General features: G+C 62.5%; 20 protein-coding genes and 1 pseudogene. 4 read left to right on the forward strand and 17 right to left on the reverse strand.

The window, feature by feature from the left end:
* Nucleotides 1-151 precede the first annotated feature (151 nt).
* The 4 genes from FHX03_RS19575 to FHX03_RS19590 all read left to right on the forward strand — a co-directional run bounded on the left by FHX03_RS19575 (nt 152) and on the right by FHX03_RS19590 (nt 4,605).
* Entirely contained in the window at nt 152-1,135 is a 984-nt protein-coding gene (locus FHX03_RS19575; RefSeq protein WP_097629276.1) for a tripartite tricarboxylate transporter substrate-binding protein, read from the forward strand.
* Nucleotides 1,136-1,361: 226 nt separating this feature from the next.
* Complete coding sequence (locus FHX03_RS19580) at nt 1,362-1,823, forward strand: tripartite tricarboxylate transporter TctB family protein (protein WP_088937727.1); 462 nt, start codon at nt 1,362-1,364, stop codon at nt 1,821-1,823.
* Between the two features lie 9 nt (nt 1,824-1,832).
* Nucleotides 1,833-3,338 carry a tripartite tricarboxylate transporter permease gene (locus tag FHX03_RS19585; protein WP_097629277.1) on the forward strand — a complete coding sequence of 502 codons (1,506 nt, stop codon included), beginning with the start codon at nt 1,833-1,835 and terminating at the stop codon, nt 3,336-3,338.
* A 91-nt stretch (nt 3,339-3,429) separates the two neighbouring features.
* Nucleotides 3,430-4,605, forward strand: a complete 1,176-nt coding sequence (locus tag FHX03_RS19590; RefSeq protein WP_097629278.1) for a M20 aminoacylase family protein — start codon at nt 3,430-3,432, stop codon at nt 4,603-4,605.
* 171 nt (nt 4,606-4,776) lie between these two features.
* Here the strand turns inward: FHX03_RS19590 and FHX03_RS19595 are convergent, their stop codons facing one another.
* From FHX03_RS19595 to FHX03_RS19675, 17 genes and pseudogenes are all read right to left on the reverse strand, one after another.
* Nucleotides 4,777-6,564: an adenine deaminase gene (locus FHX03_RS19595; protein ID WP_183855042.1), complete on the reverse strand. Its 1,788-nt coding sequence runs from the start codon at nt 6,562-6,564 to the stop codon at nt 4,777-4,779.
* Nucleotides 6,561-7,481, reverse strand: a complete 921-nt coding sequence (locus FHX03_RS19600; RefSeq protein WP_097629280.1) for a nucleoside hydrolase — start codon at nt 7,479-7,481, stop codon at nt 6,561-6,563. The genes FHX03_RS19595 and FHX03_RS19600 overlap by 4 nt, the downstream gene beginning before the upstream one ends.
* Nucleotides 7,482-7,485: 4 nt before the next feature.
* Complete coding sequence (locus FHX03_RS19605) at nt 7,486-8,511, reverse strand: ABC transporter ATP-binding protein (protein WP_183855044.1); 1,026 nt, start codon at nt 8,509-8,511, stop codon at nt 7,486-7,488.
* Nucleotides 8,504-9,283, reverse strand: coding sequence for an ABC transporter permease (locus FHX03_RS19610; RefSeq protein WP_183855046.1), 780 nt, complete (start codon nt 9,281-9,283; stop codon nt 8,504-8,506). The genes FHX03_RS19605 and FHX03_RS19610 overlap by 8 nt, the downstream gene beginning before the upstream one ends.
* On the reverse strand, nt 9,280-10,107 hold the full coding sequence (locus FHX03_RS19615; protein ID WP_097629283.1) for an ABC transporter permease: 828 nt from the start codon (nt 10,105-10,107) through the stop codon (nt 9,280-9,282). The genes FHX03_RS19610 and FHX03_RS19615 overlap by 4 nt, the downstream gene beginning before the upstream one ends.
* 66 nt (nt 10,108-10,173) lie before the next feature.
* Nucleotides 10,174-11,196: an ABC transporter substrate-binding protein gene (locus tag FHX03_RS19620; protein WP_097629284.1), complete on the reverse strand. Its 1,023-nt coding sequence runs from the start codon at nt 11,194-11,196 to the stop codon at nt 10,174-10,176.
* Between the two features lies 1 nt (nt 11,197).
* Nucleotides 11,198-12,242: pseudogene (locus FHX03_RS19625) on the reverse strand (LacI family DNA-binding transcriptional regulator).
* A gap of 175 nt (nt 12,243-12,417) precedes the next feature.
* Complete coding sequence (locus FHX03_RS19630; RefSeq protein ID WP_097629285.1) at nt 12,418-13,860, reverse strand: efflux transporter outer membrane subunit; 1,443 nt, start codon at nt 13,858-13,860, stop codon at nt 12,418-12,420.
* A gap of 150 nt (nt 13,861-14,010) precedes the next feature.
* A complete protein-coding gene (locus tag FHX03_RS19635) occupies nt 14,011-17,121 on the reverse strand; it encodes an efflux RND transporter permease subunit (protein WP_097629286.1) in 3,111 nt (1,036 codons plus the stop codon).
* Between the two features lie 47 nt (nt 17,122-17,168).
* A complete protein-coding gene (locus tag FHX03_RS19640) occupies nt 17,169-18,374 on the reverse strand; it encodes an efflux RND transporter periplasmic adaptor subunit (protein ID WP_183855048.1) in 1,206 nt (401 codons plus the stop codon).
* Nucleotides 18,375-18,531: 157 nt separating this feature from the next.
* Nucleotides 18,532-19,134, reverse strand: coding sequence for a TetR family transcriptional regulator (locus FHX03_RS19645; protein WP_183855050.1), 603 nt, complete (start codon nt 19,132-19,134; stop codon nt 18,532-18,534).
* Between the two features lie 104 nt (nt 19,135-19,238).
* Nucleotides 19,239-20,183, reverse strand: a complete 945-nt coding sequence (locus tag FHX03_RS19650) for a phosphoribosylaminoimidazolesuccinocarboxamide synthase (protein ID WP_097629289.1) — start codon at nt 20,181-20,183, stop codon at nt 19,239-19,241.
* A gap of 179 nt (nt 20,184-20,362) precedes the next feature.
* The gene (locus FHX03_RS19655) at nt 20,363-22,105 is read right to left on the reverse strand and encodes an SLC13 family permease (RefSeq protein ID WP_183855052.1); all 1,743 of its coding nucleotides are present in this window, start codon (nt 22,103-22,105) and stop codon (nt 20,363-20,365) included.
* 102 nt (nt 22,106-22,207) lie between these two features.
* Nucleotides 22,208-22,909, reverse strand: coding sequence for a phosphoribosyltransferase (locus FHX03_RS19660; protein ID WP_275593020.1), 702 nt, complete (start codon nt 22,907-22,909; stop codon nt 22,208-22,210).
* Nucleotides 22,906-23,712 (reverse strand): pseudouridine synthase, encoded by an 807-nt coding sequence (locus FHX03_RS19665; protein ID WP_183855054.1) that lies wholly within the window; start codon nt 23,710-23,712, stop codon nt 22,906-22,908. Before FHX03_RS19665 ends, FHX03_RS19660 begins: the two co-directional genes overlap by 4 nt.
* Nucleotides 23,713-23,863: 151 nt before the next feature.
* The gene (locus FHX03_RS19670; protein WP_003590425.1) at nt 23,864-24,070 is read right to left on the reverse strand and encodes a hypothetical protein; all 207 of its coding nucleotides are present in this window, start codon (nt 24,068-24,070) and stop codon (nt 23,864-23,866) included.
* A gap of 142 nt (nt 24,071-24,212) precedes the next feature.
* Nucleotides 24,213-24,551: a hypothetical protein gene (locus FHX03_RS19675; RefSeq protein ID WP_097629293.1), complete on the reverse strand. Its 339-nt coding sequence runs from the start codon at nt 24,549-24,551 to the stop codon at nt 24,213-24,215.
* Nucleotides 24,552-24,966: the final 415 nt, after the last annotated feature.

The raw sequence follows: 24,966 nt of genomic DNA on the forward strand, positions 1-24,966 counted from the left end.
CAAATCGACCCATGCTGCATCGCACTGACGCAAAATCGTCTGTCGAAAGTGGCCGCACTGATTGCGGGTCGGTTTTTCCCGGCGGCAAATAGGTCATGCCCGGCGCGGAGGATGTGTCGGCGGGCTTGCTTGTTTCATCAGGGAGGAAACGATGAAAATTCTGAAGGCCATGCTTGGCCTGACCGCGGCTGCCGCAGTCTCTCTTCTCGCCGGCGCCGCTTCGGCGCAGACCTATCCCGAACGCACCATCACCATGGTAGTGCCCTTTGCGGCCGGCGGCCCGACCGACACCGTCGCGCGCCTCGTCGCCGAATCCATGTCGAAGGATCTCGGTCAGCAGATCGTCGTCGAAAATGTCGGCGGCGCCGGCGGGACGCTCGGCGCCGGCCGCGTGGCGAGCGCCGATCCCGACGGCTACACGATCCTGCTTCACCATATCGGCATGGCGACCAGCGCCACGCTCTACCGCAAGCTCGCCTATGACACGCTCGGTGCCTTCGACTATGTCGGCCTCGTCACCGAGGTGCCGATGACGATCGTCGCGCGCAAGGATTTCGAGCCGACCGACCTCAAGGCCCTGATCGAATACGTCAAGGCCAACAAGGACAAGGTGACGGTCGCGAATGCCGGTATCGGTGCGGCCTCGCATCTGTGCGGCATGATGTTCATGAGCGCCATCCAGACACAGCTCACGACCGTTCCCTACAAGGGCACCGGCCCTGCCATGACCGACCTTCTCGGCGGCCAGGTCGACGTCATGTGCGACCAGACGACCAACACGACCAAGCAGATCCAGGGCGGCACGATCAAGGCCTATGCCGTGACCTCGCCGAAGCGCCTCGACGTGATGAAGGACATTCCGACCGCAGTTGAAGCCGGCCTGCCAGGCTTCGAAGTCGGCATCTGGCACGGCATCTACACGCCGAAGGGCACGCCGGCCGCCATCAACGAACGCCTGTCGAAGTCGCTGCAGGTTGCTCTGAAGGACCCGAATGTCGGTGCCCGTTTCGCCGAGCTCGGCACGACGCCATCCTCCGACGCCGATGCGACGCCGGCTGCGCTGAAGGCCAAGCTTGAAAGCGAGATAGCCCGCTGGAAGCCCGTGATCGAGGCTGCGGGGGAATATGCGGACTAGTGAGGGATGTGCCAGGAATAGCCCCTCACCCTAACCCGACCGGGGTCGAGCCACTGGTCTCGACCCGTCCTTTCGACCCTGAACGGGGAGAGGACCTGCCCGAAGAATAGTGGCAGAGGCCGGCGGCGGATCCTCTTCTCCCCGCTTGCGGGGAGAAGGTGCCGGCAGGCGGATGAGGGGAAATCGCTGCAGCAACGACGCTTCATCTCCAACTCCAGGAGACACCATGAAATCCATCAGTTTCGATACGACCAATGCGATCTGCGGCGGGCTTTTCGTCGCGACCGGCGCTTTCTTCGCCATCCAGTCGCTGGGGCTCGACCTCGGCACGGCGGTGCGCATGGGACCCGGTTATTTTCCGCTGGTGCTGGCCTGCGTGCTCGTGCTTCTCGGCGCGATCATCTTCATTCAGGCGTTGCGCGTCGAGGGAGAGCCGATCGGTCTCTTCGCCTGGCGCGGCATGTTCTTCATCCTGCCAGCGCCCGTCTTTTTCGGGCTGACGGTGCGCGGGCTCGGATTTGCGCCGGCGCTGTTTTTTACCGCGTTCATCGCCTGCTTCGCATCGCAAAAGATGAACGTGTTCTTCGCGATCATCCTTTCGCTGCTGCTGACGGTCTTTTCGGTTGCGGTTTTCAGCTATGGCCTCGGCCTGCCGTTCGAGCGCTTCGGCCCCTGGGTCCGGTTCTAGGAGGCGATGATGGACCTTTTCAGCAATCTCGCGCTCGGTTTTGCGACAGCCGGCACTCTTGACAATCTGCTTTTCTGCCTGATCGGCGTGCTGCTCGGCACGCTGATCGGGGTGCTGCCCGGTATCGGCGCCACGGCGACGATCGCCATGCTTTTGCCGATCACCTTCCAGCTCGAACCGGTCTCCTCGCTGATCATGCTGGCCGGTATCTATTACGGCGCCCAGTACGGCGGTTCGACGACGGCGATCCTCATCAACATGCCGGGCGAATCCTCCTCCGCCGTCACCGCGATCGACGGTTACCAGATGGCGCGCAAGGGCAGGGCGGGGGCAGCGCTTGCGATCGCAGCACTCGGTTCGTTCTTTGCCGGCACGGTCTCGACCTTCCTCGTTGCGATCTTCGCGCCGCCGCTCACCGCGATTGCGCTGCAATTCGGCTCGGCGGAATATTTCTCGCTGATGATCGTCGGCCTCGTTTCGTCGATCGCGCTTGCGCACGGCTCCGTCGTCAAGGCCTTAGCGATGGTGGCGCTCGGGTTGCTGCTCGGTCTGGTCGGCACCGACATCTATACCGGCACGCCGCGCTTCACGCTCGGCATCCGCGAATATGCCGACGGGCTGAATTTTGTGGCGCTCGCCGTCGGTGTCTTCGGCGTGGCGGAAATCCTCCGCAACCTCGAAGGCGAGTCGACACGTACCGTACTGATGGCCAAGGTGTCCGGCCTTTTACCGTCTCGTCAGGAATTCAAGGAAATGATTGCGCCGATCATTCGCGGCACGGCGATCGGTTCGGCGCTCGGCATTCTACCGGGTGGCGGCGCGATCCTTGCCTCCTTTGCCTCCTATACGGTGGAGAAACGCCTGTCGAAGACGCCGGAGGAATTCGGCAAGGGCGCCGTTGCCGGCGTGGCGGGGCCGGAATCGGCCAACAATGCAGGGGCGCAGACCTCGTTCATTCCGCTTTTGACGCTTGGCATTCCGGCCAATCCCGTCATGGCGCTGATGGTCGGCGCGATGATCATTCAGGGGATCGTCCCGGGACCGAATGTCGCCACCGAGCAGCCGGCGCTGTTCTGGGGCATCATCGCCTCGATGTGGATCGGCAACCTGATGCTGGTTATCCTCAACCTGCCGCTGATCGGGCTCTGGGTGAAACTCTTAACCGTGCCCTATTACGTGCTTTTCCCCGTCATCATGGCCTTCTGCTCGATCGGGGTCTACAGCGTCAACGCCAATGTCTACGACCTCTATGCCGTCGCCTTCTTCGGGCTGATCGGCTACGTGCTGGCAAAGCTTCGCTGCGAGCCGGCGCCGCTCCTGCTCGGCTTTGTGCTCGGGCCACTGCTTGAGGAGAACCTGCGGCGGGCGATGATCCTGTCGCGCGGCGATCCGATGACCTTCGTCACACGGCCGATCAGCGCCACGCTGCTGGCGATCGCGGTCGCCGTGCTGATCGTGGTCTTCCTGCCGAGCGTCAAGAAGAAGCGCGAAGAGGTGTTCGTCGAAGAGACTTGATGGTTGAACTTGCGGCCTGTTTGATGAACAAAGGATGATCTGACGCGGGCGCCGATGGGCGCCCGTTACGCTTGACAGGACATTCAGGCTCATGAGCATCCCCGCCCGGATCAAGGACGATCTGCCGTTCCTGATCTCTTTGCGCCGCGATCTGCATGCCTATCCCGAACTCGGCTTCGAGGAGGAGCGCACTGCCGGCATCGTCGCGAGGCTTCTCGAGGAGGCTAATATCACGGTGCATCGCGGGCTGGCCGGCACCGGCGTGGTCGGCACGCTCACAGTCGGCAACGGCACACGCAGGATCGGGCTCAGGGCCGATATGGATGCGCTCGCCATGCCTGAAACGGCGGAGCGGGCTTATAAATCGACCGTACCCGGAAAGATGCATGCCTGCGGCCATGATGGCCACACCACGATGCTGCTGGGTGCCGCGCGTCATCTGGCGGCGACGCGGGGTTTTTCGGGCACGGTGCATTTCATCTTCCAGCCGGCCGAAGAGGGCCGTGGCGGCGCGAAGCGCATGGTGGAGGAGGGGCTGTTCAAGCTTTTCCCCTGCGACGCTGTCTACGGGCTGCACAATATGCCGGGACTGTCGGTCGACGAGATTGCCGTGGTCGAGGGGCCGCAGCTCGCCTCCTCCGACAGCTGGCGCATCACCTTTCGCGGCATCGGCACGCACGGCGCCAAGCCGCATCTCGGCCGCGATCCGATCACGGCCGCCGCCACCTTCCTGTCATCGCTGCAGACGATCGTCGGGCGGGTGGTCGATCCGCTGCAGCCGGCGGTTGTTAGCGCCTGTTTCCTGCAGGCGGGCGACCCGAAGGCTTTGAATGTCATTCCCGATATCGTAGAGATCGGCGGGACGGCGCGAGCTTATTCGCCCGATGTGCGCGATCAGTTGGAGAGCGAGATTGGTCGGCTGGCCAGCGGAACGGCCGCCATGTACGGCATATCGGCCGATTATCGTTTCGAGCGGCGCATTCCGCCCGTCGTCAATGATGGGGATGCGACCTCCCGAGCGCTTGCCGCCGCCGGCGCGGTGTTCGGCGGGAAGGTGCGGACAAGCTTTCCGCCGTCGACAGCAGGCGACGACTTTGCCTTCTTCGCGCAGAATTCGCCAGGCTGCTACGTCTGGCTCGGCAACGGCCCGGCAGTGGACGGGGCGCTGCATCACAACACCGCTTACGATTTCAATGATGAGGCGCTTGGGTATGGGGCGGCTTATTGGGTGGCGTTGGTGGAGCGGGAGTTGAAAAGGGAAACTTAAGCGTTTGCCGCACCCTCTCATCCGACCCTTCGGGCCACCTTCTCCCCGCTGGGGAGAAGAGGGTTGCTGCGACGTTTCGACTCCTCTTCTCCCCTCGGGGAGAAGGTGGCCCGTAGGGCGGATGAGGGGGCTGCACCGCAATCCCTTGGTTGCGGTCTGTGCGCCCCGACCCTACAAAACCTCCAGCACCGGGCTTTCCAGCACCTTGCCCGTCACCACATCGGCAATCCCCCGGTCCGTCTGGTGCGGGCCGGCATTGCAGGCAAGCGTGGCGCCGAAGCAGGCCTTGAAGACCCGGTAGGGCGGTTTCCAGTCGACGATTTTTTCCATGGCCTTGCGGATGCCGGCGAAGGCCGAAGCTGTGTCCTTCAGCGACGCGTCGGTCACCAGGCCGGAGAGCGGCAGCGGCAAGATTGCCTCGATCGCGCCGTCTTTGGCGACCGCCATGCCGCCGCCGGCTGATATGACGGCGTTGGCGGCGAGCGCCATGTCGCGCGCATTGCCGCCGAAGACGGTGAGGTTGTGGCTGTCATGCGAAACGGTGGTGCAGAAGGCGCCGCGCCAGTCGCCCCAGCCGGTGAGGAAGCCGAGGCGCGGGATGCGGTCGGCCTTGCCGTGGCGATGGGCGACGGCGATCATGGCGCTGCCGGCCGGCGGTACCACGAAGCCATTCGTGACCTCCGTCTCCGCCTCACCCCATTGCGTGAAACGCGGGCGGTCGATGGTGGCGACCCGGACGCGTTCGCCTCTCGACGGGATGCGGAAATCATCCTCGGTGAATTGCGGCAGCTTCACCGAATTTTCAAGCGGCGCCGTGTCGAGCTGCTGGATGTCGACCTGCATGCTGCCGTTGCGGGCGACGATGCGGCCGCTTGAGATGACCAGCCGCGCCCGGAATTCATCAAGATCTTCGAAGAGCACGATGTCGGCGCGGCGGCCAGCGGCGACAAGGCCGAGATCGGAGCGCTTCAGGCGCTGAGCGGCGTTGAAGGTCGCAGCGCAGAGCGCCCATTCCGGCTTCATGCCGTAGCGCACGAGGCGGCGGATGACGTCGTCGAGGCCGCCGCTTTGATCGAGTTCATCGGGAAAGACGTCGTCGGTGCAGAGCGTCACGGTCGCGGGCAGGTGGCCGAAACCGTTCAGCACCTCGACGAATTCCTGCAGCAGATGGTCGTGGGAGCCGCGCAGCTCGATCGTCAGGCCGGCTGAAAGCTTGGCGGCGAGGTCGGCGCCGGAAGTAAGTTCGTGGTCGGAGGTGACGCCCGCTGCCATGAAGGCGTTGAGGTCGGCACCCTCAAGGCCGCGGGCATGGCCACAAACGAGCTTGCCAGTGGCAAGACCGGCATTGACGATGGCGTTCATGCGCGGATCGCCGTCGATGACGCCGCGCATGTTCATGACCTCGGCAACGCCGCCTACGGCCGGCGAGCGCAGCATCTCGGCGATGACGGCGGCATCGAAATCGGCGCCGGCCAATTCCAGGCCCGGTGCCGACGGCACGCAGGAGGGGGCGAGCAGGATCATGCGCAGCGGCAGTGAGCGTGCCGCCTCGATCGCCCAGCGCACCCCATCAAGGCCATGGACATTGCCGAATTCGTGCGGATCCCAGACGATGGTGGTGACGCCGCGCGGCAGCACGGCGCGCGCATATTCGGCCGGCGTCACCATCGAACTTTCGATATGCATATGGGTGTCGATCAGGCCGGGTGTTGCGATGCTGCCCGCCGCATCGATGATCTGGGCCGCATCCGTGCGGCTTGCCGGGGCATGGACGCTTGCGATCAGCGCGCCGACGAGTCCGATATCGGCCTCCCGGATCAGGCCTGTCACCGCGTCTAGCAGCCGGCCGCCGGTAATCAGCACATCGAAGGGGGCGTCGCCGCGCGCAGCCGCGACGGCGCGGGCGCGCAAGGCGGGATCGTTAAGATCGGCGGGTTCTTGGCGAGGGGTGGCGTTCATTTGCGGGCCTCGTTGACCAAGGCGGCGAGAATGATCCCGCGCGCCCTATCGGCATCGATTTCGGCGGCGAATTGCGCATTGAAAGCCGCGTGCGTGGCGCGGGTCTCGACGACGGTGCGGCCACGGGTCAAGCTGCCCTGAAGCTCGACGTCGATGCGCGCGGGGCGGAAGCCGACGATATCGGGAGCCACGAAGGCGACCGCGGCAGAAGGATCGTAGATCGCCATACCGGGACGGCCGCGGCTGGTGCCGATGCGAATGTAACCTGCAAATAGATCGGCGATCAGCTCGGCATTGGTGCCGCCGGCATTGCGCACCGGCTCGGTATCCTCCGGCTTTGCCAGCACCTTGCGGCAGAGGTCGAGGTCGACCATGCGCAGCGGCAGGCCATGGGCGATGACGATCGACAGAGCTTCGGGATCGGCGAGTGCGTTGAACTCAGCGGACGCCGTGTGGTTGCCCAATGTGACGCCGCCGCCCATCCAGACGAGGTCGTCGATGCGGGCGGCGAGGTCGGGGCGGGCGAGCGCCACGGCGGCGATATTGGTGAGCGGTCCGAGCGCCAGGATGCGGTGCTGGCCGTCACGTTCCAGCCAGCGGCAAAGCGCTGAGAAGGCATCGCTTTCGGCAAGGGCTGATGCCTCCGGCAGGCTCCTGCCGCTCGTCGGGATGCCGGTTGCGCCGAGGATCGCCTGGGCGGTTTCGAGCTTGCCGAGAACCGGCATGGCGCGGCCGGTGTGGATGGGGAACTTCCAGCCGAATGCAGTGGCTGCGCCGGCGGCGTTCCTTCTCACCTGGGGCAGCGGCGCATTGCCGAAGACCAGCGATATGCCGTCGATTTCGAATTCCGACTGTGCCACCACCAGAATGGCGGCGATGTCGTCGAAGCCCATGTCTGTATCGATCCAGACGCCCATGACTTCACCCGAACCGTTTGAGGTTGGCCGCACCGGCAACCGGCAGGTCGAAGGCGAGCGCGCTGCCGATCTCGTGCGGCGGCAGGCGTGCATCGATCTCGGCCTTGATGGGCCCAAGCGGCGTATCAAGGAGATATTCGCGGGTATTGCCGGCGAAAGAGGTGCCGCGCACGGTGCCCTGGAATGGACCGGAGCCAAGGTTCACCATGCGCGGACGCCAGGCGAGGCCCGCCCCGGCGTCTGCGACCGGAGCGGAAAGCGCGACTGGGCCGTTCGGCGTCGCAAGCTTTCCATCCTTCAGCGCAAAGACATTCTCGAAGCCGACGAAATCGGCGACGAAGGCGGAGGCGGGATGATTGTAGATCTCCTCAGGCGTACCGATCTGCTCAATGCCGCCGTTCAGCATGACGACGATGCGGTCGGCGAGCGCCAAAGCCTCCACCTGATCGTGAGTCACGAAGATCATGGTGACCCCGGTTTCCTTCTGGACGCGCTGCAATTCGGCGCGCATTTCGAGGCGTAGCCGGGCATCGAGATTGGAGAGCGGCTCGTCAAGCAGCAGCACTTTCGGCTCCATCACCATTGAGCGGGCGAGGGCCACACGCTGCTGCTGGCCGCCGGAGAGTTCGGCCGGCTTGCGGCTCGCGAAGGCGGCGAGGCCGACGGATTTGAGGCCAGCGCCGACGCGGGCGTCGAGATCGGCGCCCGAGATGCCTTTGAGACGCAGGCCGAAAGCGACATTCTCATAGACCGTCAGATGCGGGAAAAGCGCGTAGGACTGGAAGACGAGGCCGACGGCGCGTTTGTTGGCTGAGACGCGGGTGATATCGGCGCCGTCGAGGCGGATGCGGCCGGAGGCAGGCGTCAGCAGGCCGGCGATGGCGCGCATCGTTGTCGTCTTGCCGCAGCCCGAGGGGCCGAGCAGCGCCACCAGTTCGCCCTTGCCGATCGCGAGGTCGAGATTTCCGACCGCAACCGTATCGCCATAGGCAAGCGTCAGCTTGTCGAGTTGAAGATAGGCATCAGACATAACGCGAGAATCCCAGGAAACGTTCGGCGAGGAAGACGATGCCGATGGAGAGAAAGGCGAGAAGGGCGGAGAGCGCCGCAATGGACGGGTCGTAGGTGGTTTCCATGTAGCCGAGCATGTCGACCGGCAGCGTCCTGACGCCGGGACCGGAAAGGAAGAGGGAGACAGGCACCTGGTTGAAGCTGGTAACAAAGCCGAGGATGAAGGCTGCAAGAATGCCGCCGCGGATATTCGGTATCACCACGCGGAAGAAGGCGCCGAGCCTGGAGGAGCCGAGCAGGACGGCGGCCTCCTCGATATCCGAGCGCAGATTGTCGAGGCTCGCCGAGACGACGCGCACGGCATAGGGCAGTACAAGGGCGGTATGGGCAAAGAAGAGCGCGAGCGTGATGTTGAAGCCGAAGGGCACGACGAGATAACGCAGCAGCGCCAGGCCGACGATGATGCCGGGCACGATGATCGGCAGCGAGACGACGGTGCGGACGGTTTCGGCCGCCGGCAGCCGGTAGCGCGACAGGGCATAGGCGGCCGGGATGCCGAGGACGAGGGCTGCGAGCGTCCCGAAGACGGCAAGGAACATCGACATGGCGAAGCTGTCGCGGAAACTCTCGACGGTGAACACCTTCATCACCCAGCGCAGCGACAGTCCTTGCGGCGGGAAGGCCAGCGTATCGCCTGCCGACAGCGACGCGGCGATGATGATCAGGAAGGGACCGATCAGAAAGACCAACAGCAGGAAAAGCACAATGAGCGAAAACAGGCGCAGGGTCATCGGCGGCTCCTTGCCGTCGCAAGCCGTTTCAGCAGGATGTTGGCCGCAAAGCTCATGATGATCAGGATGAAGGCGATGACGCTGGCCGAGACGAAATCATTGGCGACGGAAACCTGCTGATACAGCAGCGTTTCCAACATCAGCACCTTGGAGCCGCCGAGCACGGCAGGGGTGATATAGGCGGTCAGCGATCCGGTGAAGACAAGCGTGCCGCCGACGACGAGGCCTTCCCTGGTCAGCGGCAGGATGACTTTCCAAAAGACCTGGAACCAGTTGGCGCCGAGCACGCGGGCAGCGGGAATCGCATCCTTCGGCATGTTCTCGAGCGCACTGATCAAGGAGAGGATCATCAGCGGCAGAAAGAGCTGCAGGAGGCCGATGAACACGGCGGTCTCGGTGAACAGCAGCCGTAGCGGCTCGCCGCTGAGGCCGAGGCCCGTTATCGCCTGGTTGACGATGCCGGTGCGGCCGAGAATGACGATCCAGGCATAGGTGCGCGCCACCGGCGAGATCATCAGCGGCAGGGTGATGAGGCCGATCATGCGACCCTTGCCAGTCGGCGGCAGGTTCACAATAGCAAAGGCTGCGGCATAACCGATGACCGCCGAGACGGCGGTGACTTCGAGGCCGAGCCGGAAGCTGCGCAGGAAAACGGTGCGGTTCAGCGTCTCGGAGAAGAAACCGGCATAGGCCGACAGTGTCCAGGCGCCGCCGGCACGGAAGCCCTCCGACAGCAAGACTGCGACGGGCAGCAGGAAGACCACGGTCGCGAAGACGGCTGCCGGCAAGGCCAGCGCCATGGCTTCTGCGCGGTTCTGGAACATGAGGCGCCTTTCGAGCGGACAGAGGATGGTCCCGGCAGGGCGCCGGGACCGGTTCTCACGCAGGCCTTACTGGCCGACCTTGTCGTTCCATGACTTCAGCCAGCCGGCGCGGTTGTCGAGTGCGACGGCCGAAGGGATCAGCTTGAGGCTCTTGGCCGTTTCTTCGCCATAGGTGAGGTTGTTGGCGGCGGCTTCGGAAAGCTTGACCTCGCTGTTTGCTGGACTGTCGACCAGCTTTTCGGCGAGTTTGGTCTGGATGTCGGTCGAAAGCCAGAAATCCATGAACTGCAAGGCGAGATCCTGGTTCTTCGAACCTTTCGTCAGCACCAGCACATTCATGCCGCCGGTCTGACCCTCTTTCGGCGTTGCCCAGGCGACTGGAACGTCGAGCTTGGTAAAGCCTGCCCAGGAGAAACGGCCGATCGGCGCTGCCCAAATCTCCTCCTGCTGCATCAGCTGTACGAGCTGCGAGGATTTTTCGTAGAAGGTGACGATGTCGTCCTTCTTCTCGCCCAGCGCCTCGATCGGACCCTTCAGATCGGGCGTGTCCTTTCCGAGCGCCTGGCCCAGCATGTAGAGCGCCGGCGGCCCCTGGTTGGTCGTCACGTTCGGAAAGGCGACGTGGCCGACATATTCCGGCTTCAGGAGATCGGCCCAGGAGTCGATCTTCATCTTGTCGGAACGATAGGCGATCGAGGTGGCATAGAAAGTGTAACCGACGCTCATGCCGTCGCCGTTCGGATCCTTGGCGACGTCGTAGAGCTTGGCGAAATTGGCGAGCTTAGCGGTGTCGACCTTGTCGATCAGGCTTGCACGGGAGGCAGCCAGTGCATCGGCCATGGAAACGGCGGCGAGGTCGACGACGGGATTGGCCTTGTTCGCTTCCATCTTGGCCAGACGCTCGACGCTATTGCCTGTCTCGACCACGAGCTTGCAGCCGCATTTGGCTTCGAAGGGATCATAGACCAGAGTTTTGAAATCGTCTTGTGCAAAAGCATAGACCGAGATGGTCAATGTGCGGTCCGCTGCTGTTGCTCCGAACGGAGATAGGGCGGCGAGTGCTGCCGAGGCAATGAGCGCTTTTTTCATCTTACATGTTCTCCATCTCTGAGGTTTTTTGTGCCGGGTCCGCAAGGCCCGGATGATTGGCGGACGATCAGCTGCATGGGGACACGGTCGACCTCGGCGGTCACGAGCATGCCCTGCCGGATGCTGCTCGCCCTTATGGTATCCACCAGTGCCGACACGGCAATCCCGGCAATAGCGTCCATGTCCATACGAACCGTCGTCAACGACGGCGTAACGACCGGCGACCAGATGAGATCGTCGAAGCCGGTGACGCTGACATCGGCGGGAATGTTGACGCCGGCCTGCTGCAACTCTGTCAGCGCCCGTAGCGCCTGCAGGTCGGAGAGGGCTGCGAAGGCGGTGAAACCCTGCCTGACTTTTTCGGCGAGACCGAGCGGGCAGCCGCTGCCGCTATCCCGCTCGAGCCTGTCGATCCACAGTGTTTCCGCATGCATGTCCGGGCGCATGCTGGAGCGGATGCCATCGGCGCGGTCGTTCTGGACGCTGGATTCCTGATTGTTGCCGATGATGAGGATGCGGCGATGGCCAAGGCCGGCGAGATGGCTGGCGATTTCGCTGCCCCCCTGCCAATGGTCGGCAGCAACTGTGTTGCCTGACGTCGATGGGGTATCGATGACGGCGACAGGACAGACGGCCGAAGAGATGCGGGTGGCGCGGCGGGGAATGACGACCATGCCGTCGACGCCGCGCTCGACCAGCCGATTGATCGCCTCGGTCTGGGTGGCGACCTCGCCGCGGGAATCGGCGATCAGCACGCCGTAACCGGCGGCAGAGGCGGCGAATTCGATCGCCTGGGCGATCTTTGGGAACAGCGGATTGGCGATATCGGGCAGCACCAGGCCGAGAACGCCGCTGCGGCCGGTCCGGAGCGCCCGCCCGGCCTGGCTCGGGACATAACCGAGCTCGGCGGCATGCTCGCGAATCCTTTCGACCAGTTGGCCGGAGACGCGGCCCTTGCCTGATAGCGCATTGGAGACGGTGGCGACGGAGACGCCGAGAGACGTCGCTATCCTGCTGAGGTTCGGTCCCGAACGCGATGAAGCCATGATCGACGGCGCTCTGATTAATCGTTTAATCAGAGCTTTACCTCAGCTCTTTTCGCTTGTCGATTCCCAATTCATCTTATTGCGCATTATCCGCGATACAAACTCGGCCGATATGAAAAAAGCCCCGCGAGACGATCGCGGGGCTGTGTATGTCCAGACGGCACAAGGCAGCCGATCAGGTCTTGGCCGGCTTTACCACGACAGTGGTGTTGGCTACGGTCGTCTTGCCGCCGGGGGCATAGCCGCCGCCGACCGCGATGTTGAGGGAGACATAGTCCTTGGCCATCTGCTGAACTGCCTGGGCAAGGCTTGCCTGGGCGAGCGAAACCTGGCGCTGCGCGTCGAGAACGTCGAGCAACGAAGAGGCGCCGTCCTTGTAAGATGCAGTCGACAGTTCGAGGGTTTCCTGCGTGGTCTTCACCTGGGCCTGGAGTGCCGAGACCGTGCGGGCGTCACGCCGGACAGCGGCTAGCGCGTTCTCAACCTGCTCGACGGAGGTCAGCACCGTCGATTTCCAGTTGAGGTAGGCGGTCGCGGCGTCGGACTGTGCAGACTTGACGTTGGCGCGCAGGCGGCCGCCATCGAAGATCGGCAGGTTGAGGGTCGGACCGAAGGACCAAGGCGTCAGGCCGCCATGGATGCCGCGCTGGTTGATGTAGGACGGCGAGATCGAACCGCTGAGCGAGATGCTCGGATAAAGCTGTGCCTGGGCAACACCGATATTGGCCGTTGCCGCGGCGAGATCGCGCTCCGCGACGCGAACGTCGGGACGGTTGCGGATCAGGTCTGCCGGGATGCCGGAGTTGATGCCGCCCCGGAATACGGGCTGTCCATGACCCTTCAGCAATTCGTCGACGAGGGCCGAGGCCGGCAGGCCGAGCAACGTGGCAATGTGATGGGCTGATATGCGGATGTTGGTTTCGAGGCCGGGAATTTCGGCGAGCGTCGATTGTACCAGGCCTTCGGCCTGGACGACGTCAAGACGCGAGGCGGCGCCGGCTTCAAGCTGGAATTTGGTGAGCTCGTAGGTTTCCTGACGCGACTTCAGGTTGGCTCTCGAGAGCGCCAGGCGCTGTTGATAGTAGCGAACGTCGATATAGCTCGAGACGAGATCCTGCACCAGGGTCAGCTTGGCGACATCGGCGGATGCGTAGGCGGAATCGAGCGAAGCAAGCGCGCTCTCGGTGCTGCGCTTGTAGAGGCCGAAGAGATCGAGCAACCAGCTCAGCTGGACGTCGCCGGCACTGGTGTTGCGCGTGTCGAACTGCGTGCGCAGCTCGCCCTTCTGGCCGCTGATCGTGTGCGAGCCGCCGACCGTCAGGTTCGGCAGGGCGCCGGCACCGGCGGTGGTGACGTTGGCGGAGGCCGCATTGATGCGCTCGATCGCCTGCTGGACAGTTAGGTTCTGATCGAGGCCGGCCTTGACATAGCCATTCAGTTTGGGGTCGTTGAAGGCGGTCCACCAGGCGGCAGTAGCAACATCGCCTACACTCTTCGTTCCGCCCTCTCCGAATTTAGCGGGCAGCGGCATCTCAGGAGGAACATGATCCGGGCCAACAACGCAGCCCGACAACAATAACAATAATGCCGGTGTAGCGGCAAAACGAAGAGATACCATTCATTTCATCCTGTACTCGAGCAAGTCAATTCTTGTCCGAAGCTTCATGCTTCACTATCGGCCGCCGCGCCTCGTTTTACCAAAAACACCATTCCGAAGCAGTCGGGCGCAATGTAGCAACGCCGACAGCATTATCACAGTGCATTTATATCACACTCCTGCCGCATTTTTGCCGCCTGTGGCAAAGATGCGTCGGATGACGACGAAAAACGACGGCACGAAGAAAATTCCGAGCATCGTCGCCGCCAGCATGCCGCCGAGAACGCCGATACCGATGGCGTTCTGTGCCGCCGAACCCGCGCCTGTCGCGATCGCCAGCGGCACAACGCCGAGAATGAAAGCAAGCGAGGTCATGATGATCGGCCGCAGGCGCAATCTCGCCGCTTCCAATGTCGCCTCGTAGAGCCCCATGCCGCTTTCCATGCGGTCCTTGGCGAACTCGACGATCAGGATCGCGTTCTTCGCCGCCAGCCCGATGGTCGTCAGCAGGCCGACTTTGAAATAGACATCGTTCGCCTGACCGAAGAGCGTTGCTGCCGTCAGCGCTCCGAGAATGCCGACGGGCACCGCCATGATCACCGAGAAGGGAATCGACCAGCTTTCGTAAAGTGCTGCCAGGCAAAGGAAGACGACCAAAACGGAGATCGCATAGAGCATCGGCGCCTGTGACCCGGAAAGGCGCTCCTGATAGGAAATGCCCTGCCATGCGACCGTATACCCGCCGCCGAGCTGTTCGGTCAGCGCTTCCATCTGGTTCATCGCATCGCCGGACGACACTCCGGGAGCCGAAGCCCCGTCGAGCGGGATGGCGCTGACGGCGTTGAAGCGGGCAAGCGAGGGCGCACCCTTCACCCATTCCGTCTTGGTAAAGGCGGAGAAGGGCACCATTTCGCCGTCGTTGTTGCGCGCATACCAGTGGTTGAGGTCATCGGGCTGCATGCGGAAGGGGGCATCGCCCTCGACGTAGACCGGTTTGATTTCGCCGTTCAGGGTGAAGTCGTTGACGTCGCGGCCGGTGAAGATGATCGACAGCATCGAATTGACCGAGGCGATGTCGACGCCCATGGCGCCGATCTTCTCCTGATCGAGCACGATTCGCATCTGCGGCTCGACTTCCTTGTTGCTGGTGCGCAGCGCCACGATCTTGCCCGAGGTGTTGCCCATCTGAATCAGCCGCTTGGAGGCGGCTGTCAAGGCGTCATTGCCGTGGCCACCGGTATCGACGAGATACATGGAGAAGCCGCTCGATACGCCAAGACCCTGGATCGCCGGCGGCAGGAGGGCGAAAACCTGCGCCTCGCGGATCGCAAAGAAATTGCCGAGCGCACGGTTGACGACCGATTGGGCGCTGAGCTTGGGATCGGTGCGTTTTGCGAAATCCTTGAGCTTGGTGAAGACGATGGCGCTGTTCTGGCCGGATCCGTTGAAGCCGAAGCCGAGCGCGCCGAACACGGATTCGACCGCGTCCTTCTCGTTTTCACGGTAATATTTCTCGACCTTCTCGACCACTGCCTGGGTCTGCTGGGTGGTCGAGCCCGGCGGCGTGGTGACGATCGTCAGCAGCACGCCCTGGTCTTCCTGCGGCAGGAAGGAGCTCGGCAGGCGGGTGAAGAGATAGGCGCAGCCGGCGCCGACGAGCAGGAAGACCACCATGACGCGGATCGGCCGTTTCAACAGATAGCCGATGGCGCCGATATAACCGTTGGTCGAGCGCGTGAAGTTGCGGTTGAACCAGTCGCCGACACGGTGCTTCCTGTGTTCGCCGACCGGTTTCAGCATCGTGGCGCAAAGGGCCGGCGTCAGCACGAGCGCGACGAGCGCCGACAGCAGCATGGCCGAGACGATGGTGATCGAGAACTGGCGATAGATAATGCCGGTCGAACCGCCGAAGAAGGCCATCGGAATGAATACGGCGGTCAATACGAGCGCGATGCCGACAATGGCGCCGGTGATCTCGCCCATCGATTTTTCCGTCGCCTCGATCGGCGAGAGCTTCTCTTCGGACATGATGCGTTCGACGTTTTCGACGACGACGATAGCGTCGTCGACGAGAAGGCCGATCGCCAGCACCATGGCGAACATTGTCAAGGTATTGATCGAGTAGCCGGTGACCGCCAGCACCCCGAAGGTGCCGAGCAGCACCACAGGAACGGCAATCGTCGGGATCAGCGTCGCCCGCAGGTTCTGCAGGAAGATGAGAAGGACGACGAAAACGAGCACTATCGCTTCGATCAGCGTGTGCACGACCTTTTCGATCGACAGCTCGACGAAGGGCGTCGTGTCGTAGGGATAGGTGATCTCCACACCTGGCGGCAGGCCGCGGCCGATAACATCGAGCGCCGAGCGCACGCGGGCGGCGGTATCGATGGCGTTGGCGCCAATCGCGAGATTGACGGCAAAACCGGTCGAGGGCTGGCCGTTGTAACGCGAATTGCCGCCATAGCTTTCCTGGCCGATCTCGATGCGCGAGACGTCGCTCAAGCGGACCGTCGCGCCATCCTTCTCGACCTTCAGGATGATGTGCTCAAAATCGGCGACGGTGGTCAGCTGGCTTTGCGCGGTGATGGTGACGTTTATCTGCTGGCCGGGAATGGCCGGCTGGGCGCCGAGCGAACCGACGGAAACCTGGGTGTTCTGCGCCTGGATGGCCGCGGTGACGTCGCTGGGCGTCAACTGATATTTCAGCAGCTTGAAGGGATCGAGCCAGACGCGCATGGCATATCCCGAACCGAAAACGTTGATGCTGCCGACGCCTTCCAGGCGCTGGATCTGATCCTCGATCGAGGTCGACAGAATGTTGCCGAGGTCGACCGAGTTGCGCTTGCCGTCGGTGGAAACCAGCGAGCCGACCAGAAGGATGCTCGAGGTCGAGCGGGTGACGCTGATGCCGGCATCGATGACGTCGCTCGGAAGCTGCGACTGAACCAGCTGCAGCTTGTTCTGCACCTGCACCTGGGCGATATCCGGGTCGGCGCTCGTTCCGAAGGTCAGCTGGATGCTGGCCGAACCTGTCGACGAGGTCGAGGTCATGTAGGTCAGGTCGTCGAGGCCGGTCATGCCATCCTCGATGATCGTCGTCACCGATTTCTCGACGGTCTCGGCACTCGCACCCCGATAGGTGGCGTTGATGCGGACCGTCGTCGGAGCGATGTCGGGATATTGCGAGATCGACAGCGTGAAGATCGCCAGCAGGCCGGCGAGCATGATGGTGATCGCAATGACCCAGGCGAAAATCGGACGTCGGATGAAAAACTTGGCCATCGGTTGTTCCTGTGCGGCTGAACGGTGACGTCGGGGGCTCGAAGCGATTAATTCGCTGCGGGCTTCTGCGCGTCACCGGCCGCGGGCTGATCGGCAGCCACGACCACGCCGTTGTCGGTGATCTTCATCGGGACCGGTTTCACCGGCATGCCTGACGTGATCGATTGCAGACCGCTGACGATCAGCTGATCACCGTCCTTGATGCCTTGGGTCACGAGCCAGGAATTGTTGGAGGGCGAGCTGTTTTCGAAAGCACGGGTCTCGACCTTGCCCTCGGCCGAAACGAACTGCGCCGTCAGCCGGCCGTTGGCGTCGCGGCTCGTTGCCAACTGCGGCAGCGCATAACCGTTCTCCGCGCCGAGTTCGACGGTCGCCCGGACATACATGCCGGGCAGCACGACCCGGTCGGGATTGGGAAAGAGCACGCGGATGATGAAGGTGCCCGTGGTCTCACTGACCACCTGCTTCGACATGTCGAGCTTGCCCTGCTGGTTGTATTCCTTGCCGTCTTCGAGGATCAGGTGGAAGACGACATTGGCTGCACCCTTGATGTCGCCGGCGGCCATCGCATCGCGCAGCTTCAAGAGGTTGGTGCTCGATTCCGTCAGCGAAATATAGATCGGATCGAGCTGGCGGATCGTCGTCAGCGCCGTCGTCTGATTGGCCGAGACGACGTTGCCGACATTATAGGCGGTCTGGTCGATGATGCCGTCGAAGGGCGCGATGATCCTGGTGTGGTCGAGATCAATCTGCGCGGCGGACAGTGCGGCCTTCGCCGACTCGACTTCGGCCTTGGCCTGAAGCAGCGTCGTCTTGGCGGTTTCGAATTCGATCTGAGTGGCGCCGCTGCCGACGAGGCGCTGGTAGCGGTCGAGATTGCTTTCAGCGCTCGGCACACTCGCCTCGGCCTTGGAGATCGCCGCCTTGGCCTGCTCAACGGCAGCAATATAGGGCGCATCCTCGATCTGGTAGAGAAGGTCGCCCTTCTTGATCTCGCCACCTTCCTTGAAGGCGATCTCGCGGATGAGGCCGCTCACCTGCGGCCGGATATCGGCCGTCTGGAAGGTCTCGGCGCGGCCGGGAAGGATAGTGGTGACCGGAAAACTACCCTTATTCAGCGTGATCACGCCGACCGGCGAGGCCGGCTGGGCCGCGCCTGCGTTGCCGGCAGGCTTGCTGGCGTTGTCGCTGCAGGCTGCGAGCAACACGCCGAGCGCCAGCGCCGAGGAGATGAGAAGGGCACGCCGTATCATTCTGAATTTCCTGTGCGGTGGCAATTGCGGTTCGATCCACGGGCTCGGCACGGGCCGAGCGCAGGCTTGTAAAAGCGTCAGGATTGATCTGGCTGCAAATGCCTTTATCCGAATTTAACAAAAGCTTTACGAAGTGACGTAAGTCAGCAATCATCACTTAGCAAGCGTTATTTTGCAGTGCGGCATCGACAAAGCCGACGATGTCCTCGGCGCGATGCACCAGAGTTTCCTTGTCGTCGCGGGCAATAAGGATCGGGTGCAGGACGCAGGCCAGGAGGTCTGCGACCGTGCGTGCCGCGCGCTCGGGATCGCGGCACTGATAGCGTCCCTCCGCGATACCCTCTCGGATGATTTCGTCCAGCTTCAACTCGATTCGGGCGCGATAACGGTTGCCGGCCTCGAGTTTTGCCTCGATCGTCGAAAGCACCATTTCGAAGATGTAGGGATTTTTCTGGATGTCCTGCAGATGGCCTTCCAGCAGGCGCAGGACGAAGCGGAGCAATTGCTCCTTCGGGGGCAGGTTCTGGTCGAAGGCTGCGAAACGCTCGGTAGCATTGTCGAGATGGCGTCCGGCGATCGCATCGACCAGGGCGACTTTGGTATGGAAATGCTTGAAGACATTGGCGGGCGACATGTGCAGCGCGCCGGCGATATCGGCGATCGACACCGCGAGATAGCCGCGCTGACGAAACAGCATCTCCGCCATCGAGAGAATGTCCTCCCGCGTTTCCTCGGCCTTGCGTCTCGGCCTTCTTGCCATCCGTCCCCCGCCGGGCCAGGCCCGATCCTTCTGGCTGATGTTAGCGCGATTGCACGAAATGCCGCAAGCCGATGATCGGCCGGAGGCTTTCGCGCGCTGCCATCTCAGGGGAAGTGGGGGGCGAGGTTCTGCCGGATGCGGGCAAGCGGTGTCTCGCCGCTATCGTCGGGAACAAAGTGCTCGCCGGTGATCGCCTCATAGGCCCTGATATAAACAGCCGAGGTCTGTTCGATCAGTCCGGTGGGAATCTCGGGGATCTCATCCTTATATGGGTCGCAGCGCTCCGCCACCCAGGCGCGGACGAAATCCTTGTCGAAACTTTCCGGACGTTTTCCGGCGGCAAAACTGGCCGGATAGCTTTCGGCAAGCCAGTAGCGGCTGCTGTCAGGCGTGTGGATCTCGTCGGCGAGGATGATGTTGTCGTCGCCGTCGGTGCCGAATTCATACTTGGTGTCGACGAGGATCAGGCCGCGTTTGGCCGCCATCTCCTGGCCGCGGGCGAAGAGCGCGAGCGCGTATCGCGACAGTGTCTCCCACTGCTCCTTGGTCAGAAGGCCGCGGCTGACGATTTCGGCAGGCGTCAGCGGCTCGTCATGGCCGCCGTCGAATTCCTTGCTGGTCGGGGTGATGACCGGTTCGGGCAGGATCTGGTTGTCGCGCATGCCGTCCGGCAGGCGCATGCCGTACATCTCGCGCTCACCCTTCTTATAGAGCGTCAGGATCGACGTGCCGGTGGTGCCGGCGAGATAACCGCGCACGACAATTTCGACCGGCAGAATGTCTAGCCGCTTGCCGATGACGACATTGGCATCGGGATAGTCGAGGACATGGTTCGGGCAGATGTCCTTCGTCGCCTCGAACCAGTAGCGTGCCGTCTGCGTCAGTACCTGGCCCTTATAAGGAATACAGGTGAGGATGCGGTCGAAAGCGCTCAGCCGGTCGGTGCTGATGATGATGCGGCGTCCGTCCGGCAGATCGTAATTCTCGCGCACCTTGCCGCGATAGTAGTTCGGCAGTTCCGGGAAATGGGCTTCGGAGAGAATTCGCACGGCGCTCGACTGTCCTTGTGATTGGGGGGAAGGCTTCCTGCTCTACTGCAAAATTCCTCAAATCGGAATCGATTTAAGAAATTATGCAGCACTCAAAGTGCTACAGCGTTCTTTGCTTGTCTGAAAGACACTCGGCGCTGTAGTCATTGCCGGGAAGTCAAGGTGGCCCAACTATCGCATCAGAGCCAGAACAGGGCCAGGAGAAACAAAGCGAGGCCGTAGCTTGTGACGGCAAGCGGCCAGCCGGCGCGCAGGAAGTCACTGAAGCGGTAGCCGCCGATGCCCATTGCCAGTGTGTTGTTGTGATGGCCGAAGGGTGTCAGAAAATCCAGTGAGGCGCCGACGGCGATGGCAATCAGATAGGCGTCCGGCGCATGGCTGCCGGCTTTGGCGAATTCCAGTGCGATCGGGGCCAGGACGATCGCAACCGTCGCGTTGTTGACGAAGGGCGTCAGCGCCATGGCGAGGAAGAGGATGAGGGCGATGCCGAAGAGCGGCCGGCTGACCGGCACGACGAGACTCAGCCAGCCGGCGATCGTTTCGGCCGCCCCGGTCGTTGCCACCGCCTGGCCGATTGGGATCATCGCTGCCAGCATGATGATGATCGGCCAGTTGAGATCGGCCATCGCCTGGCGGATGTTCAGGTGATTGAGCAAGGCGAGCACGAGCACGACGCCGGCAAAGGCGATGTCGGGAGGCAACCCGGCCGCAGAGGCGGCGACGCCGCAGGCAAAGAGCGCGAAGGGCCGCCAGGAGAGGACGGCCGGTTCGGCCGGGGCTGTCGGGGCGAGCGGCAGGCACTCGCTTTCTTCCAGCGCTTCGGCGATTGCCGTTCGCGGCCCTTCCAGTGTCAATATATCGCCGATCGATAGTTGCAGGTCGATGAAACGGCCTTCGATTCGCGGCGCGCGCATGGAAAGAGCGGTGACTGCGACGCCGCGGCTTTGGAACACTTCAAGCGAGCGGACGCGCGAACCGACCAGCGTGCTTTCCGGCATGACGACGGCTTCGACACGGGAAAAATCCGGCTGGAGGCCATGCGGATGGGCATCGGCGATCAGCGCCTGGGTGGCGGCTAGCCCGGCAAAAACCGCATCGGCGCCTTCGGCAAGCAGCACGTCGCCGGCTGAAATGACCGACTGATCGAGCGGACCGAAGACGAAATTGTCGCCGCGGATAAGCGCGTGCGGTTTGATGCCGAAACCCGCCGGACAATCGGAAAGCCGGATGCCGATCAGCGGCGACATGTCGGGAATACGGCGCTCGACGACGATGCGGCGCGTGCCTGGCGAGATCGCTGCCGGCGTTTCGTCAGGTTCAGGAAAGAGACGCTGGATGCGAAAGGCGATAAGCAGAATGCCGGCGATTGCAACCGGCAGGCCGACATAGGCGAAATCGAAGAAGTGAAAGCCTGCTCCGGTCGCCTTGGCGAGCGCGTCGCTGACGAGCAGGTTGGCCGGCGTGCCGATCAGCGAAACGAGACCGCCGAGCAACGCCGCAAACGAGAGCGGCATGACGAGCTGGCGGCGAGGGATCGTCAGCGCCATGCCGAGCCGCAGCGCCACCGGCAGGCTGATTGCAAAGGCGCCGATATTGTTCATGAAGATAGAAATGAAGCCGGCAAGCGAGGAAGCGCCGGCGATGACCTTGAAGCTCGAAGGCCTGGCGGCGGCGAAACGGGCGGCGAGATTGTCGAAGAGCCCGGCGCGCGCCAGCACCTGGACGATCAGCAGGATCTCGACGACGGTGATGACAACGGGACTGGCAAAGCCGGTGAAGATGTGGTCGGCGGGATAAAGTCCGAGCGAATAGCCGGCGAGCAGGCCAGCGATCGAAATCACCTCGATGCGGATGCGATCGAAAGAGAAGAGAACGAGCATCGCCAGCAGGAGGATCAGCAGGGATGCTTGCTCGAACGTCATGCGTGGATCCGGTGTTTCATCGATTGGGCAGACTGTAATCGTTCCTCCTGCGCTGTACAGAGGTGCCCTCGGGCAAAGATTGACCAATCCTCATGTATCGCCTCAGGCGGGTGTCTGCCACCGGCCTGCGGCGTTCCGCTCCAATATGGGCGTTGTGAAGACGCCGACGGTGCGTGCGATCCATCGCGGGCCGGCGGCAGCAAGGCTTTCGCGCCAGCGCTGCGACTGCAGCATGGCCGCGCCGATGACGACCGGTTCGATGCCGCAGACCTCGAGCAGATCAAGAGCCGCGACGATCGAGGCGCCGCTGGAAATGACGTCGTCGATCAGAGCGACGCGCCGTCCGGCAAGCAGCGGCAGCATGCGCGGATCGATATAAAGGCGCTTCTGCTGTGTCGGCGTGGTGATCGAGGACAGGGGGACGGAAAGCTCGTCGCGGTACCAGAATTTGCGCGAGGTGCCGAGCGGAACATAACGGCTGTGGCCGAGCTTCTGCGCAACGGCGGCGGCAAGCGTCAGGCCGAGCGTTGGCAGGCCGGCGACGACGTCAATGCGCATGGGCCGGATCTTTTCGGCGAGGCTTTCGGTGAGCACATCGAGCACGGCGAAGCTCGCCTGGTTGATGATCAGCGAGGCGAGAGCGTGATCGCCGTCCGCCAGCACGCGGATCGGCAGGCGAACCTGACGGCCGTCTTCCAGGACGGCGACGTAGAAGGAGGCGAATTCGCCGTCGACGGCAAAGGTCTCGGGCGGATGAACCTCCTGCCAGAAATCGTGCGGCGCCATATCCCTTTGATTAGTCAATTGCGTCTCGCCTTCTCGATCCCGGTTTTCCGGCGCAACGACTGTAACTCCGCCTCGGTCAGCGCGCGCACGGCGCCTTTCGGCAGTTCGCCGAGCTCGAGCCTGCCGATCGCAACGCGCACGAGGCGCAGGCATTCGGTCCCGAGCGCCTCCAGCATGCGGCGGATCTGGCGGTTGCGGCCCTCGTCGAGCTCGACCTCGATCCATGAATTCCGGTCGCCCTGGCGGAGGCGCCGCGCGGCGGTTGCCGTCAGCAGTTCGCCGTCGTGGCGGATGCCCGATGTCATGGCGGCAATGCCCTCATCGTCCATGATCCGGTCTATCTGGACATGATAGGTCTTCGTCACGTGGGTGACCGGATCGAGAAGGATCTGGGCGAATTCCGTGTCATTGGTGAACAGCAGCAGCCCCTCGCTCGCCTTGTCGAGCCGGCCGACCGGAGAGAGATGCGGGATGTCGAAATCCCTCAGGCAATCATAGACCGTCGGCCTGCCTTCGGGATCGTCGCGGGTGGTGACGAGCCCGCGGGGCTTGTTAAGCATCAGATAGATTTTCGCTTCGGCGGCAATGACGAGGCCGTCGACACTGATCTTGGCGGTAGCAAGGTCGACCCAGGCGGAGATATCGCTGACGGTGCGGCCGTCGACGGCAACGCGGCTCTCGGCAATCAGCCGTTCGGCCTGGGTGCGGGAGCAATAACCAAGTTTGGAAAGGGCGCGGGGGAGGGTGACACGCTTGGCCGCGGCGCCGGCGGCGGGCTTTGTCCGCTCACGCGTCTTATGCGATGGGCGCCGTTCCCTCATCTGCTGTCCTTATACTGCCTCGATGCCTTCTCTTGGCATGAACGGCGCAAGGATGCCAGCAAGGCAAAGAAAAAGTGGGCAGAAGAGACGCGTTAAAAAACGCCAGCGCTTGGGTGGAAGCGCTGTTACGGCATGGCAGACTTGCGCTGGTTCAGCGGCAGGCCATAAAGCCGGCAAGTTCCTTGCGGCTGACAACGATACCCGCGGCGGCCTTGACCGGGTCCGGATGCGTATACGACAGACTTGGCATTTCGGGCAGGTCGAGTGCCTGGCGCATGTTCATGATGCCGACCGCGTAACGGCCGTTAACGCCATCGACGCTGACTTCAATGATGCAATTGGCCCTCTTGTTTTCCATGTTGTCCTCCCTGTCGTTTTTTATGTTCCCATCAATCGCATTAAAAATTGGTTTTTCTAAGACATAAGCATTTACGCACCCTGCCGAAAAACGGATCGGCGGGTGCGTAAAAATATGATTTTTCAGCGGATGCGGCGGAGCCTTACCGCCACCAATGGCGAGGCTCCGGCTGCGAACTGCCGGAAAGCAGATAGCCGGCGAGGAATCCAATAGCGCCTGCAAGCACCAGCGCAGTGGTCGCTGCGGTCGGGTGTTCGCGGGCGGCGCCGGCAGCAGCTGACCCTTCGGCTCTGATCTGGGCGACGGCTTTCTTAGCGCGGGGCAGGGCCTCGTCATAAGCCTTGCCGGCGCGGCCGCGCACTTCGTAATAGGCTTCGGCGCCTTGAGCGGAAATCATCTTCTGCAGGCGCGAGACTTCCTGCTGGAGTGCGGTAATGTCCTTGCTGACAGATGCTCTGATATCATCGGTGTTGGCAGCCATATCGGTCTCCTTCGTTCAATGGGAAAGACAACACCTAAGACGGCGATAGGTTCCGAAATGTCTGCCGTTGATTTGTGACGGAAATTTAAAGCTCGCGGCGGGAAGCAGTTTAATCCTCCATTAACCATAAATCCGCTCAAGCCGCTGTTTTCTCGTTATCTTTCGGTGGCCGGGGGCGCCTTTTCGAGGGATTTTTGACCAACTGATAAAGGAATTTTCGGGAATCCGTCCCGAAAGGGTGCCCTGTGGATAATATCGACCGACAAAAACGCCAGCCGAATCAACCTGTTACAAAAATGTCAAAAAACTTTGGGTATGTGTGTTGACTGTTTGGGAGGGTTAGTTCTATAAGCCCACTCACTGAACGAGGGCGGCGGCGCTGCTGGCGACGAAGTCTTTCGTTCTAAAGAAACTC

It is taken from the genome of Rhizobium sp. BK456 (assembly GCF_014194045.1).
GTDB lineage: Bacteria > Pseudomonadota > Alphaproteobacteria > Rhizobiales > Rhizobiaceae > Rhizobium > Rhizobium redzepovicii.

Bases quoted from the DNA above. Each gene is read 5' to 3' on its own strand.
- FHX03_RS19575 (WP_097629276.1), top strand. From the start codon at position 152: ATGAAAATTCTGAAGGCCATGCTTGGCCTGACCGCGGCTGCCGCAGTC.
- FHX03_RS19580 (WP_088937727.1), top strand. From the start codon at position 1,362: ATGAAATCCATCAGTTTCGATACGACCAATGCGATCTGCGGCGGGCTT.
- FHX03_RS19585 (WP_097629277.1), top strand. From the start codon at position 1,833: ATGGACCTTTTCAGCAATCTCGCGCTCGGTTTTGCGACAGCCGGCACT.
- FHX03_RS19590 (WP_097629278.1), top strand. From the start codon at position 3,430: ATGAGCATCCCCGCCCGGATCAAGGACGATCTGCCGTTCCTGATCTCT.
- FHX03_RS19595 (WP_183855042.1), bottom strand. From the start codon at position 6,564: ATGAACGCCACCCCTCGCCAAGAACCCGCCGATCTTAACGATCCCGCC.
- FHX03_RS19600 (WP_097629280.1), bottom strand. From the start codon at position 7,481: ATGGGCGTCTGGATCGATACAGACATGGGCTTCGACGACATCGCCGCC.
- FHX03_RS19605 (WP_183855044.1), bottom strand. From the start codon at position 8,511: ATGTCTGATGCCTATCTTCAACTCGACAAGCTGACGCTTGCCTATGGC.
- FHX03_RS19610 (WP_183855046.1), bottom strand. From the start codon at position 9,283: ATGACCCTGCGCCTGTTTTCGCTCATTGTGCTTTTCCTGCTGTTGGTC.
- FHX03_RS19615 (WP_097629283.1), bottom strand. From the start codon at position 10,107: ATGTTCCAGAACCGCGCAGAAGCCATGGCGCTGGCCTTGCCGGCAGCC.
- FHX03_RS19620 (WP_097629284.1), bottom strand. From the start codon at position 11,196: ATGAAAAAAGCGCTCATTGCCTCGGCAGCACTCGCCGCCCTATCTCCG.
- FHX03_RS19630 (WP_097629285.1), bottom strand. From the start codon at position 13,860: ATGGTATCTCTTCGTTTTGCCGCTACACCGGCATTATTGTTATTGTTG.
- FHX03_RS19635 (WP_097629286.1), bottom strand. From the start codon at position 17,121: ATGGCCAAGTTTTTCATCCGACGTCCGATTTTCGCCTGGGTCATTGCG.
- FHX03_RS19640 (WP_183855048.1), bottom strand. From the start codon at position 18,374: ATGATACGGCGTGCCCTTCTCATCTCCTCGGCGCTGGCGCTCGGCGTG.
- FHX03_RS19645 (WP_183855050.1), bottom strand. From the start codon at position 19,134: ATGGCAAGAAGGCCGAGACGCAAGGCCGAGGAAACGCGGGAGGACATT.
- FHX03_RS19655 (WP_183855052.1), bottom strand. From the start codon at position 22,105: ATGACGTTCGAGCAAGCATCCCTGCTGATCCTCCTGCTGGCGATGCTC.
- FHX03_RS19665 (WP_183855054.1), bottom strand. From the start codon at position 23,712: ATGAGGGAACGGCGCCCATCGCATAAGACGCGTGAGCGGACAAAGCCC.
- FHX03_RS19670 (WP_003590425.1), bottom strand. From the start codon at position 24,070: ATGGAAAACAAGAGGGCCAATTGCATCATTGAAGTCAGCGTCGATGGC.
- FHX03_RS19675 (WP_097629293.1), bottom strand. From the start codon at position 24,551: ATGGCTGCCAACACCGATGATATCAGAGCATCTGTCAGCAAGGACATT.